The following is a 13,131-nucleotide window of genomic DNA, read 5'->3' as shown; positions in this document are numbered from 1 at the left end:
GGCTAGCGGTTCTTGCCTCCATCGTCATCGAACGGATGCAGAAACCGCTGCACTTCCAGCCGGTAGCCATCCGGATCGCGGGCAAAGAAGTGGTAAATGCGGTAACGCGGATTCTCACGCGGCGGACCGTCGGTCGCAACGCCAGCAGCGACCAGCCGCCGGTAGACCGCATCAACATCGGCGGTCACGACGGTCAAAATTAGGCGATCGTCGGCGATGGGTGGCGCGGCTTGCTGGCACAGGCCAAGGTAGCCACTGCGCGCCACCCGATAGATATGAATGCCACCTTGATCAAGCACAAGCGGCAAGCCGAGCGCCGCGCCGTAACAGGCAGCGCTGGCTTGCAAATCGGCAACCGGAAAAAACGTGATCGCGGCGGCGTAAGGTTGCTCATCCATACCGCTCGGCAAACTCCCGCATAAAGCTCGCCAACGCCGCCGCCGACTCGGGCGAGACCGCGTTATAGAGCGAAGCGCGGATACCGCCGACCGAGCGGTGCCCGGCCAAGCCGACCATCCCGGCGGCCTGCGCGTCACTCAAGAATTGCTTTTCGAGTTCGGCAGAAGGCAAGCGGAAGGTGACATTCATCAGCGAGCGCGCCTCTGGCGCCGCGTGACCAACGTAGAAGCCATTGCTAGTGTCAATCGCCTCGTAGACCATTGCTGCCTTGCGCGCGTTACGCTCGGCCATTGCTGCCAACCCACCTTGCTCCTTGATCCATTCCAGCACCAGATTAACCATATACACCGCAAATACCGGCGGCGTGTTGTAGAGCGAGTTGTTCTTGGCAAAGGTGGCGTAGCGCATAATCACCGGCAGATCCTTGCGCCCGCGCTCGATCAGGTCTTGCCGGATCACCACGACCGTGACTCCGGCAGGGCCGAGATTCTTCTGTGCGCCGGCATAGATCAGGGCAAAGCGATGAGCAGGGAAGGGGCGCGAGAGGAAGTCGCTGCTCATATCGGCGACCAGTGGCGCCGGCGCGAAATCGGGCAGTTCAGCCGGCCACTGCACACCCTGAATTGTTTCGTTGGTGGTGATATGGAGATACGCCGCTTGCGGGTCGGACGTTAATGCCTCCGGCTCGGGCAAGCGACGATAACCTTCAGCCGCCGTGCTTGCCAGCAAGCGGGTATTGCCGATCCGTTGCGCCTCTTCATAAGCCTTCTCACCCCACGAACCGGTGATGATATACTCGGCCACACTGCCGGCGGGCAAAAAGTTAAGCGGGATCAGCGCAAACTGCATTGATGCACCGCCCTGCATGAAGAGGACGCGGTAATCATCGCTTAACCCTAACAGCGCCTTGAGATTGGCCTCAGCAGCGGCGTTGATCGCCTCGTACTCTTTACTACGATGGCTCATTTCCAGAATCGACATCCCTGTGCCGTGGTAATCGGCCAATTCCGCTTGCGCGCGCGCAATCACTTCGGGCGGCAACGCCGCCGGGCCGGGATTGAAGTTGTGGATCATCGGTCGCCCCCTTTACCCTTGCGAGCAGGCTTGTCGTAAGTCATAGTATACTCGAAAACAGGGAAGGCAACGGCGCAAAGGCATGGATTGGATGTAGGCACTTGAGCGCACTGAAAACATATCTTACGTATTCTCTGCGCCTTTGCGTGAACACATCTTCATACCTTTGCCCCTCTGCACCTTCGGTTTGCAAGCATAGCGTTCGCTCTAGCCTAGAAGGATTGTTGCATGCACATACTCATTATTGGCGGCGGGGTGGCCGGTTTGGTCTGCGCCCGCACACTGCACCGCGCCGGCTATCAAGTGACGTTGATCGAAGCAAGTGATGGGCTAGGGGGAAGAGTGCGTTCGGATCGGGTTGAAGGCTTCGTGCTTGATCGCGGGTTTCAGGTACTCTTCACCGCCTACCCAGCAGCGCAGCGTCAGCTCAACCTCACTGCACTCGATCTCCGGGCTTTCGATCCCGGCGCAATTGTGGCATGGGGTGGTCGGCGCGAGGTGTTGACCGACCCGCTGCGCGACCGTGATCCGTCCGCTCTCATCGGCGCGGCGCTGGCCAGCGTCGTATCGCCCGCCGACAAGCTGCGCACGCTGCGCCTCGCAATGCGACTACGCCAACAGATGATTGACAATCTTCTTGCCGGACCCGATCAAAGCACGCTGGCTGAACTCAAGGCGCTTGGCTTCAGTGACCACATGATTGACCGCTTCTTCCGCCCCTTCTTCGGCGGCATCTTTCTCGACCGCTCGTTGCAAACGAGTGCGAAATGCTTTCGCTTCAATTTCAAGATGATGAGCGAGGGACAGACGGTTGTCCCCAATCGCGGCATGGGAGCGATTGCCGAGCAGCTTGGGGCCGAATTAGTGGCCGCCGGTAGGGTACGGCTGAATACCCGTGCGACAGCGTTAATCACGCGTGATCAGCACGTGCGCGGTGTGCAGTTAGCTGATGGCAGTGAACTGTTCGCCGATGCAGTAGTATTAGCAACGCCGGCGCCTGAGACTGCTCGGCTAAGTGGGCTGCCGGTACCGGAAGGTAGCCTCGGTTCATCGTGCGTCTGGTTGGCTACCCGCCATCCGCTCTACCGCGGTAAAAAGTTGCTACTTAATGCCAATGATGATGCTTTTGTCAATACGCTAGCCCCTATGAGCGCAGTAGCACCGGGATATGCACCTGCCGGTTGGTATCTCTATGCCGCCGCCGTGATTGGCGTCTCTGATCGTGATGAAAGTACAATCGTGGCACGGGCCATAGTTGATCTGCACCGTATCTTCGCGAACGAAGCAGTGGCGACTACAGCATTAGCGAATGCCCGTATCTTACGGGTGGATCGCATCCCCTTCGCCCAATTTCCGCAGCCGCCCGGCATCCATCCCAACCTACCCGACAACCGCACTAGCCGGCCCGGATTATATCTGGCTGGCGAATTGACCGAAGCGAGCAGCATTAATGCAGCGATGTTAAGTGGCGAACGCTGCGCCGAAGCGATTCGGGCCGATCTTCCCCGGTGACGAATCGGCCTGAACCATCTATAATGCATCTAACCGTAGATACGGTTGGCAGGGTCGCTGGGAAGGAGCAAGGGAGATGATCAACTTCGGCGGTAAGAAAAACGAGGGGGATACGAATGAGGGCATCAGTCAAGCGATGCGCTCGATGAGTGATCAGATCGGGCGACAAGCGCAAGAGATTAAGCGGCTGCAAGAGGAACTCGAGTCGGCACAACAAGATGCCGCCGCCGCCGAAAAGGCACGCAAGGCATTGGCCGCCGCCGAGGCACGCATGGCGCAGATGGAGGCTGAGCTGAAACAATTGAAGGAACAACTAGCAGCGGCCACCACTGCCGGCGCCGCAGCGGCGACAGGCGGTAAAAGCGCGGGCGCTCCAGCAGAGAGTAGCAGTGTCGCTAGTGCCATTTCCAGCGCCCTCAGTAGTGGCGGCGCGGTCAAGATTGGCCCCAGTACGCCAGCTCCTGCCGCGGCTGCACCGGCTGCTGGCGGGTTGCAGATAGGTGGCGTGGCCTACGTGCAAAAGGCCGGCGGCAAAAACCTGCGCCTGCGCAACGCTCCCGGCCTTGACTCAACTGTGCTCGACGGGTTGCCCCCCGGTACGCAATTGACGCTGCTGGCCGGCCCGCAAGAGAAAGACGGCTATCCGTGGTGGCGCATCCGCACCGCCGATGGCCGTGAAGGGTGGGTAGCCGGCACCGAATTGGTGACCACGCCGGAACATTGATCGCAATTGCAGATCGGCGCAGAGCCGCACGGGCCGGATCGGGAGCCGTGCGGCTCTACGTATGGTTACGGTTATTCGTACCGTAAAGCCTCAATCGGCGGCAACAACGCCGCCCGCCGGGCCGGGTAATATCCGAACCCAATCCCGATTGCTGACGCAAACCCTAACGCCAGTACAATCCCGATCCACGAAATGCCGGTGTTGATCCCGCTGGCAGTGCTGATCAACCACACGATACCGATCGCGCCGATCACGCCGATCAGGCTGCCGACCAGACTGAGTGCCACCGCCTCCATCACAAACTGGCCGAGCACATCGCCATCGCTAGCTCCCAGCGCCTTGCGCACGCCAATCTCGCGGGTGCGTTCAGTCACCGCCACCAGCATAATGTTCATAATCCCAATCCCACCGACAACCAAACTAATACCGGCGACCACCGCAATAAACCCGGTGATGGCGGTACTAATCCCGGCCAGTACATTCAGCGCCTGCGTCGGCGTTTGCAGGTTGAAGTCATTGATCACACCCTCCGGCACATTGCGCGCCGTGCGCAGCGTGTTCTCGATCAAGGCCACCGCCTCGGTGACTTGCTGCTCACTTTGCAAGCCGAGCAAAATACTGCTCATGCGCAGTCCCCGGCCCGGCAGATCGAGATCACCGATCAAGCGCAAGCGCATGGTGCTGACCGGGGTAAAGATGCGGCCATCGGTCGAGAAGGGGCCGCCGTTTTCGTTAATGATGCCGACAATCTCAATCGGCTGGCCATTGACCTCAATCGTTTGGCCGATCACATTGCGCAGTGCCGCTTTGTCAGCGCCAAACAGATCGCGCGCCACCAGCCAGCCTAACACACCAACCCGCGCACCTTCCGCTTCATCTTCCGGGGTGAGGAAGCGGCCATACAACATTGGTGTGCGCTGCACTTGCGGGTAATCTGCACTCGTGCCGACTAGCAGCGTCTGCAAGGCGACCGCGCCGGCACGGGCCTGCGTGCTAATCGTGATCTCCGGTGCGATAGCGCGGAACAGATCGGGCCGGTTGGCAACCATCGTTTCGAGTACGTGATAATCTTGCACCGAGAGCAAGCCGTAGCCGGGCACGTCACGCGCACCCTTTGCTCGCGGATCACCCGGCGTAACCGCAATCCGGCGGGTGCCAAGATCAACAAACTGCTCGAAGACTTGGCCTTGCAGCGCATTGCCGAGCGAGAGCACCGCGACCAGTGTGCCGGCGCCAATAATCACGCCAAGCATCGTGAGAAGTGAGCGAAATTTATTGGCGCGTAGGCTATCAAAGGCCATGGCGATCAGTTCAGTGAACATGCCTCTTCCTCTTCCCGGTTATCTACTGCTATGACGCCGACTCATCGGCTGGCCGACGCACCACCGGCACTGGCACCGGCTCAAGACCACGAGTGCGCTCGACCTCTTCCAATACTTCGACGCCGTAGTACTCGCTGAGAATGTTGTCAACCAGCCGCCCATCACGCAACCCGATCACTCGATCCATGTGGCGGCCAATTTCGGGATCGTGGGTAACGATGATGATCGTGCGCCCCTGATCGCGGTTCAGTTCGCGGAACAGGGCCAAAATCTCGGCCCCGGTGCGCGTATCGAGCGCGCCGGTCGGTTCGTCAGCCAGAATGATGGCCGGGTCATGCACCAGTGCACGGGCAATTGCTACCCGCTGCTTCTGGCCACCCGACAGCGTGTTGGGCAGGCTGTCGAGCTTATGGCCCAAGCCAACCGCTTCGAGCGCCGCGCGGGCGCGGGCGGCCCGCTCGCGGGCGCCGACCCGCCCATACACGAGCGGCAATTCGACATTCTGCTGCGCGGTGAGGCGTGGCAACAGATTAAAGTTCTGGAACACGAACCCTAACTTGCGATTACGGATGCGCGCTTGCTCGTGCCGGGTTAGGCTTGAGGCATCGATCCCGTCGAGGATGTATTGGCCAGAGGTCGGGCTGTCGAGCAACCCGATCAACGTCATCAGCGTGCTCTTGCCACTGCCCGATGGTCCCATGATGGCAACCATCTCGCCTTCGGCAATCGTCAAGCTAATGTCGTCGAGCGCGACAAATTCGCCATCACCGGTCGGGAAGGTCTTGCGAATGTTCCGTAATTCAACGATCGGGCGGCTTACATATTCAGTCGTCACAGAAGTCTCCCTTCTGGTAATGTTATGTTTACTATATGCCGGAGTTGTGACGAAGTTTGGTGCTCGCGTCACAACCCAGCCGGTTTCCTGCTAGTCAACTGCGCGGCCATGTCACTACCGCACGACGACCTGCTCGCCGTCAGTCAAACCGCTCTTGATCTCGACCACGCCATTGGCACGCAAGCCTACTAGCACCGAACGTTCCACGAGTTTGCGCTGGCCGTTCTCATCCGTCGTCACTACCTCAACTAGCGTTTTCGCGCCAACGTTACGCACCGCCGTAGCCGGGATCTGCAACACATTGCTGCGGGTAGCAGCGACAATTGCGGCGCTGATGGTCATACCGGGGCGCACCGGCTGGCCAGCGGGGTCGAAGGCAACCGTGACCCGGTAGGCGGTGACGGCGCTAGTACCGGCGGGCAGCGGTTCAATATTGACCACCTGCCCGCTAAAGGGCGGCGCATTGAGGGCCTCAACGTTTACCTCGACCGGCTGGCCAATTGCAACGCGGGCAATATCCACTTCATCAACCGTCACCTTAACGAGGTAGCGGCTCACATCAATCAACACAATCGGTGCTTGGCCGCTGACCGCTTCGCCGGGGGTAACATTGATGGCGGCAACCATGCCGGCGAATGGCGCGCGCAGGGTGGCTTCGTCGAGCCGAATGCGGGCAGCTTCGAGCTGGGCCTGCGCTTGGGCTAGCCGAGCTTCGGCACGGGCAATATCGCTGGCACGCGGATCGGCGGTGAGTTGGGCCAAGCGCGCTTGGGCCGCTTCAAACTGGGCCTGCTGGGCCGCGATAGCATTCTGGCGAGATGCGCCGGTCAGGCGAGCTAATTCGGCTTCAGCGCGGGCCAATTGGGCGCGAGCAGCGGCCACTGCATCGGCGCTTGGCCCGGCCAGCAGCGCGTCGAGATCGGCTTGCGCGCTGGCGACCCGCGCCTCGGCGGCGGCCAAGCCGCTGATCTCGTTCTGCACAGCAGTTTGGTAGGCGATCTGCGCCTGCGCCAGCGCCGCTTCAGCGTCGGATAGGGCTAGCTTCGCCCGCTCGAAGGCACGCTCGAAATCGCGCTGCTCGGTCTCGTTGAGCGAACGGCCAGTGCGCGGATCGGTGCCGTTCGCTTTGACGTGCTCCCAATTCCAGTAGGCATCGCTATAGGCGCTCTGAGCGTTGCGCACCACATTCGCCTGCGCTTCAACCCGGGCCAGCGCATCCGACTTCGCCGCCGACAACAGCTCGCGCTGGCGATCAAGCTCGGCTTTAGCCTGCGTGAGCGCCGTCTCAGCCCGCACCCGCTGCTCGCTTGGCGGGCCTTCCAATAGCTTCTGCAACCGCGCGCGCGCCTCCTCAACCGCAGCCTGTGCCGCCGCTATATCAGCCGGGGTCACACTCGTTTGAGTCTGGGCCAACCCAGCCTGCGCCGCCGCTACCAACGCAGCGGCCTCGGCCCGCTGTTCAGGAGTAGCCCGCTCACGCAGGGCTTGCACATCAGCTTGGGCCAGCGCCACCGCCGCCTCGGCAGCCGCTACATCAGCGCGCAACTGGCGATCGTCGAGCCGGAGCAACGGATCACCGGCGGCCACCGTCTGACCAACCGTTACTAACACCTCTTGCACCCGGCCGGGCAGGGTCAAACTCAGCTCAGCTGTCTGATTCGGCTCAACTGAACCGGTTGCATTGACGGTCAAGCGCAAATCGCCGCGAGTGACGGGGACAACCGTCACTCCGGCCAGCGGATCAACGGTAGAGGTCGAAACAAAACGAATGACGACGGTTGCGATCACAGCGATCAATAAACCGGCAGCGATCAACACCGGCAACGAAAGGCGGGGAAATCCGATCCGAGGGCGTGACTGCGGTAAGGTACTCATAGATTATGACATCCCTGTTGAAGACTTGGGCGCGGCCTGCGTGCCGGCGCCGCGCAGAAACAGATCAACCAAAAGGGCCGGTGAAACGGCGCCGGTCCAACGCAGCATCGGATGGGCCGGCGTCAATTCATGAAAGGTCTCGCACAGACTGAGAAAGAGCATGGCTAACATCGCCGGGGCTATATCGGCACGCACCATCCCGGCGGCGCTGGCCTCGTGCATGACCGTTGTCAATGGTGCAAACAAGTGCTGGTAGAACGCGGCGCTGAGGCGCGTGCGAGCCGTCTCGCCGAGATGCTCCATCATCTCGTGGCGCATCGTGCGCATGTCGCCCTCGTAGCCGGTAATCAACAGCGTTGCCATTGCCTGCAACCGCTCAACGAAGGGCCGGTCAGAAGCAGCGATCTCGGCTAATGGCTGATGCATTGTTGCGAGCACTCGTAGCCCCATCTGCACAAAGAGATCTTCTTTGTCGCCGAAGTAGTAATAGAGAGTCGGTTTCGTTACGCCGGCGGCGTGAATAATGTCGTTAATCGAAACGGCCCGGTAGCCGCGCTGCATAAAGAGTTGGGCTGCCACATCAAGGATGCGCAGCGCCGTCGGACTGTCACTGATGCGCGGATCGGGCGTAAGGTTGAGTTCTGCCATTTCACAGGATCAATCTGATTAATTATTACCGACCGGTAAGTAATATAGCAGAATGCAAAGCAATTGTCAATATTTTGAACATATTTTGCCAAACAGAGGAAGAACGTTGCGCTGGAAGGCCGCTCGATTAACGCCGTCCATCCCAGATCAGACAATAGGCGGGGGAACTCTGAACCCCGCTCGTTTATACAGAGAGCGGGGTCGGTGAAGCGAACAACACGCTCGGCTGACGACCACGGCGTTAGGAAGCGTGCAACAACCAAGCTGCTGCGGTCGCCACCGCTATATGAAGCAGCAACACAAACCCCGCTCCCGGCATTGGGGAGCGGGGCAAGGGGTGAAGTGACTATCGTTTAATACATCGCGCGCGAATCGCCACGCATTCGGTTAAAGCACGAGCTGCAGTAGACCGGCTTAGTACCGCGGGGTACGAATGGAACCGTGGTCTCTTGGCCGCAACTAGCGCACGTTACCCGATAATTGACTCGCTCGCGGGCAACTGGCGCAGCATGGCTGGCCCGACCCCGTTCGGGGACCGCGCTCATCTGCGATTTGCGCGCTTTGCGACACGACGGGCAACGCACCGGCTCGTTCGTGAAGCCTTTGGCAGCGTAAAACTGCTGTTCTCCCGCTGTAAACACGAAATCCATCCCGCAATCCCGACAGGTTAGGGTCTTGTCTGCGAAGCTCATGGCTCGCTACTCCTCTAGCAGAACAACGAAGGGTTTAGGTGGCCGGTGCGTGGGCTGCGTTGCGTCCGAACTCGACCGAGGGGGAGGCTCAGCAGGGGATCGCTCGCGCGTACCAGATCCGTACCATCTTTGAATATTGATTATACCAAATTTTTACTAGTGTGCAAAACGGCGCATAGGACGAACGGCGGAAAGGCCAATGCGGTGCGGAAGGGGCGGGTTTGAAACTCGCATTAAGCACCTGCTCGACGCAGTGGAAAGGCCCTGCACTCCAGCCCGCCCCCCGTTGAAGAGAGAGGGCGTGCTCCGGTCTCACGGGTGCGTCTGTAGGACGGAATTCATTCTGTCGTTCGCAAACGGCTGGGCGCGGGAGATATCCCCCCCACCCCTTGCCCCTCCCCCACAAGGGGGGAGGGGGATGGTGATGTTACGCTTTGGATGAAATTGATAACCTCCCACCCTCACAAGGGGGGATGGTGCCCCCACCCCTTGCCCCTCCCCCACAAGGGGGGAGGGGGAGGGTGCCCCCACCCCTTGCCCCTCCCCCACAAGGGGGGAGGGGGATGGTGTACTACCATTCGTTACCCCATTCGTTCCGCTATTCGGTTATTCGTTGTCCCCCTTCTCTCTCTAAAGAGGAGTTGTACAAAAAATCTAAACTACCACACACATTGATTGTCAATCCTATCTATTGGCAGGCCTATATGGGCCTGTTATCATAATTGCATCAATGATTGCACAAGTTGGCAATCGCCACGATGCACATAAGGTAAGGGGGTGAAGCGCAATGCGCGGCCATCATCTGCGGTGTTGCAGCATGAACCGCGAGCGCACGAGTGAGGAATCTGAAGGTTGTTGTCTGGATACGCCGTGATTATGCTCTATTCACAAATTCATAGCAACGGCATATAACCGTTTGCACTCGCGATGATGCTTGTTTGGCCTGCGACGAGGCAGAGGCAGATGGTTTGTGCATTTTATCTAAACGCATGGAGCACATGCATTCCATGCGTTACATGCAATCGCTAAATAGTTCATGGTTAAGGAGCTGCTCTCATGAAGCTTGCATGGCGCACAAAGATCGGTCTCGGTCTGGGTCTTGGCCTTGGTCTCTGGTTGGTCGGTAGCGGGCGCGCCTTCGCCCAAGAAGGCCCTACCACTGCGGAGCTAGCCGTCGCAATGAATACCTTCTTCCTGATCGTTGCCGCGGCGCTAGTCTTCTTTATGCAGGCCGGATTTGCGATGTTGACCGCCGGTCTGACCCGTTCAAAGAACACGACGAACATTTTGTTCAAAAACCTGATGGACTTCGTGATGTGCTCGATCGCCTTCTGGGCGGTGGGTTGGGGAATCGCCTATGGCACCTCGGCGGGCGGATTCATCGGCACCGACCAATTTTTCCTCTCGGCAGTAACTGCCGAGGGTGAGGTACCAGTGCTGGCGAGCTGGTTCTTCCAAGTAGTCTTCGCCGGCACAGCGGCCACGATTGTCGCTGGCGCAATGGCTGAGCGCACGAGGTTCACGGCTTATTTGATCTATAGCTTCATTATCTCGCTCTTCATTTACCCGGTTGTTGTGCATTGGGTTTGGAGCGGATCGGGCTGGCTGAACACCTACAGCGGCAGCACCGAAGGCAACTGGGGCTTCACCGACTTTGCCGGCAGCACAGTGGTGCATAGCGTTGGCGGCTGGGCCTCGTTGGTGGGCGCGATGATCCTTGGTCCCCGCCTTGGCCGCTTCGACCCCAATGGTAAGCCGCGTGTGATCCCCGGCCACAATATGTCGCTGGCCGTGCTAGGCACCTTCATTCTCTGGCTGGGTTGGTTTGGGTTCAACCCCGGCTCGCAATTGGCGATTGCTTCGCAGGGTGATGCTGATGCGGTGGCGATGGTGGCGGTGACGACCAATCTGGCGGCGGCGGCTGGTGCATTAGGCGCGCTCTTCACCGCGTGGTTGCGTTATGGCAAGCCTGATCTGGGCCAGACCCTTAACGGCGTGTTGGGTGGCTTGGTGGCAATTACTGCTGGTTGCGCCTACGTCGATCCGCTCTCGTCAATTATCATCGGTTTCATCGCTGGTCCGATCGTAGTCTTCTCAGCGGAATTGCTTGAGAAACTGAAGATCGATGATCCGGTCGGTGCAGTGCCGGTTCACTTGATCAGCGGTATCTGGGGGACGCTAGCGGTCGGTCTCTTCGCCTCGATCCCCGGCAATACCGGCACCACCGGTCTGTTCTACGGCGGCGGCTTGACCCTGCTCATCTCGCAGTTGGTCGGCGTGGTAGCAGTTGGGTTCTGGACGGTGGCGACGGCGGCGTTGATGTTCTTCGCTATCAAGGCGACGATCGGTCTGCGCGTGAGAAAAGAAGAGGAAGAGGCCGGTCTCGATATCGGCGAGCACGGGATGGTGGCATACCCCGATCTGGCTGTGACACCGGCGGGCAGCAGTGTGAGCGGCGCGCTAGCCAAGTAACGCGAAATGTACCCTCCTCCTTGCGCCCCCACCACTGCGTGACGCAGTGGTGGGGTTGTTTTTGGCGCGAAAAGGCGAAAGCCCGACGACTTGCCGTAGAGAACGCAGCGGTTTTTGACCGCAGAAGACGCAGAGGCTTTGGCAAGGGATCATCCGCAGCACGCTCGGAGTAAACACGGGTGAGGACCAACGCAACGGCGCAAAGAGCGTGAAGGTTTGCAAACATCGTTAGGATAGGTCGCCCCTCACGCGCTCTCGACGGTGAGAGACCTCAACTTTAGCCCCGCCTCCGGCGACGCGCACTGACACAAGGAGCAGCGCACAAACAACCCAGACTGGCTATACCTCCATGCCTTCCACAACCGTAAACCAGAAGCGGTTACGAAACCGGCGCAATTCTTTGAGGACGAGCCGCCCCAGCAGCGCGATCAAGACGGCGTTGCCAAAAGCGCGCACAGCATCCCACGCCAACGAGGTCACGGCGTAAAAAATGGCATACTGGCGGAGCGTCGCCACCACGCCGCTGCCCGGCGTCCAGCCGAGTTCGCCGGGAGGCGCAAACGGCCAGAACCAGAGGTTCATGAGTGCGCCAAACAGAAACCCCCACAGGTAGCCGAAGCCGGCCAGTAGTCCGATCTCGGCCCACCCACCCGGTCGCAAGCGCCGGCCCAGCGGCACGAGCAGACCGGCGCTCATCCCCATCCAACCGCTGACAAACATCTGAAACGGCAACCACGGCCCGACCCCGCCAGTGAGCAGGGCTGAGACCAGCAGCGCCAGCGCACCGAGCAGAAAGCCGAAGCGTGCACCGTACACATAGCCGGCGAGGATGATGAGGAAGAAGAAGGTGGGCGAATCTCCCGGCCCAGCCGGCAACCGCAGCACCGCTACCACGCCGGTCAGCACCCCCAATACGGCAAGGATACGAGTATTAAGCCGTCCGGCACTTAGCTCGGCAATCAGCAGCGCCAATAATGCCGGCCCGAGCAGGGCGAAGAAGATCGGCGCAGTAGCGGCATGTGCTTGGTCAAACCCGGTTTCGGCCCGTCCCATCGCAAAGGGATAGAGAAACGCGATTGCACCGAGCAAACAGATCAGGGCCAGCGCCAGATCGCCAGCGCGCGCTGACCATCGGTTGTGATGAGCAGATTGTGCGGTCATAGCTGTTATCATACCACAAGCCTTTTCCATCAAGAAATACCGATCGAATACCAAAATTAATCAGAGAGCTATTGACAATCACCATTCTAGATGGTAATATTTCATCCAGATTGGCAATTATTACCAAACAAATGAAAAATTTCTGAGGTGTGACAATGATGCGCGATCTCTACCATCACGAGAAGCTATGGCCGCACACAAGCAACGAACGGATCGCCGAGGCCGCCCAAGCCCGGTTATGCCCGCGCGCGCGCTTCGCGCACCGCCCAGCGCGTTGGCTCGGCTGGCTCTTGATCCGGCTTGGTCAGCGCCTGTTGCGCTACGCGGTTGATCGCCGCACCAGTCACCTCACCTATGCGGATAAAGCGTTTGAGTGATGGAGACAACTTGTGATCACCGTCCAAAACGTCTCGCTAC

General features: G+C 59.6%; 12 protein-coding genes. 4 read left to right on the top strand and 8 right to left on the bottom strand.

Features of this window, described 5'->3' with window-relative positions:
- Positions 1-2: 2 nt before the first annotated feature.
- Both Q1A59_RS01600 and serC read right to left on the bottom strand, forming a co-directional pair.
- The gene (locus tag Q1A59_RS01600) at positions 3-398 is read right to left on the bottom strand and encodes a VOC family protein (protein ID WP_298400812.1); all 396 of its coding nucleotides are present in this window, start codon (positions 396-398) and stop codon (positions 3-5) included.
- Positions 391-1,473 carry a 3-phosphoserine/phosphohydroxythreonine transaminase gene (serC, locus tag Q1A59_RS01595; RefSeq protein ID WP_298400815.1) on the bottom strand — a complete coding sequence of 361 codons (1,083 nt, stop codon included), beginning with the start codon at positions 1,471-1,473 and terminating at the stop codon, positions 391-393. Before serC ends, Q1A59_RS01600 begins: the two co-directional genes overlap by 8 nt.
- Before the next feature lie 228 nt (positions 1,474-1,701).
- Here serC and Q1A59_RS01590 point away from each other — a divergent pair, with 228 nt between their 5' ends.
- Together Q1A59_RS01590 and Q1A59_RS01585 are read left to right on the top strand one after the other, a co-directional pair.
- Positions 1,702-2,985 carry an NAD(P)/FAD-dependent oxidoreductase gene (locus Q1A59_RS01590; RefSeq protein WP_298400817.1) on the top strand — a complete coding sequence of 428 codons (1,284 nt, stop codon included), beginning with the start codon at positions 1,702-1,704 and terminating at the stop codon, positions 2,983-2,985.
- Positions 2,986-3,061: 76 nt separating this feature from the next.
- Positions 3,062-3,709, top strand: coding sequence for an SH3 domain-containing protein (locus Q1A59_RS01585; RefSeq protein ID WP_298400820.1), 648 nt, complete (start codon positions 3,062-3,064; stop codon positions 3,707-3,709).
- Positions 3,710-3,780: 71 nt separating this feature from the next.
- Here the strand turns inward: Q1A59_RS01585 and Q1A59_RS01580 are convergent, their stop codons facing one another.
- The 5 genes from Q1A59_RS01580 to Q1A59_RS01560 form a co-directional block, all read right to left on the bottom strand.
- On the bottom strand, positions 3,781-5,031 hold the full coding sequence (locus tag Q1A59_RS01580; RefSeq protein ID WP_298400823.1) for an ABC transporter permease: 1,251 nt from the start codon (positions 5,029-5,031) through the stop codon (positions 3,781-3,783).
- Between the two features lie 28 nt (positions 5,032-5,059).
- Positions 5,060-5,866 (bottom strand): ABC transporter ATP-binding protein, encoded by an 807-nt coding sequence (locus tag Q1A59_RS01575; protein ID WP_298400826.1) that lies wholly within the window; start codon positions 5,864-5,866, stop codon positions 5,060-5,062.
- Positions 5,867-5,980: 114 nt separating this feature from the next.
- A complete protein-coding gene (locus Q1A59_RS01570) occupies positions 5,981-7,741 on the bottom strand; it encodes an efflux RND transporter periplasmic adaptor subunit (protein ID WP_298400831.1) in 1,761 nt (586 codons plus the stop codon).
- Between the two features lie 3 nt (positions 7,742-7,744).
- Entirely contained in the window at positions 7,745-8,389 is a 645-nt protein-coding gene (locus Q1A59_RS01565) for a TetR/AcrR family transcriptional regulator (protein WP_298400834.1), read from the bottom strand.
- A gap of 353 nt (positions 8,390-8,742) precedes the next feature.
- Positions 8,743-9,081: a zinc-ribbon domain containing protein gene (locus Q1A59_RS01560; RefSeq protein WP_298482670.1), complete on the bottom strand. Its 339-nt coding sequence runs from the start codon at positions 9,079-9,081 to the stop codon at positions 8,743-8,745.
- A gap of 1,056 nt (positions 9,082-10,137) precedes the next feature.
- Here Q1A59_RS01560 and Q1A59_RS01555 point away from each other — a divergent pair.
- Complete coding sequence (locus tag Q1A59_RS01555; RefSeq protein ID WP_298482158.1) at positions 10,138-11,553, top strand: ammonium transporter; 1,416 nt, start codon at positions 10,138-10,140, stop codon at positions 11,551-11,553.
- 339 nt (positions 11,554-11,892) lie between these two features.
- On the opposite strand, the gene Q1A59_RS01550 is transcribed toward Q1A59_RS01555, so the two are convergent.
- Positions 11,893-12,714, bottom strand: a complete 822-nt coding sequence (locus Q1A59_RS01550; protein WP_298400841.1) for an ECF transporter S component — start codon at positions 12,712-12,714, stop codon at positions 11,893-11,895.
- Between the two features lie 155 nt (positions 12,715-12,869).
- Between Q1A59_RS01550 and Q1A59_RS01545 the strand changes: the two genes are divergently transcribed.
- Positions 12,870-13,091 carry a hypothetical protein gene (locus Q1A59_RS01545; protein WP_298400844.1) on the top strand — a complete coding sequence of 74 codons (222 nt, stop codon included), beginning with the start codon at positions 12,870-12,872 and terminating at the stop codon, positions 13,089-13,091.
- Positions 13,092-13,131 lie beyond the last annotated feature (40 nt).

Origin of the sequence: uncultured Chloroflexus sp. (assembly GCF_937951745.1) — a bacterium.
In the GTDB taxonomy this organism is placed as follows: Bacteria; Chloroflexota; Chloroflexia; order Chloroflexales; family Chloroflexaceae; genus Chloroflexus.
This window is presented reverse-complemented; position numbering and strand designations above follow the sequence as displayed.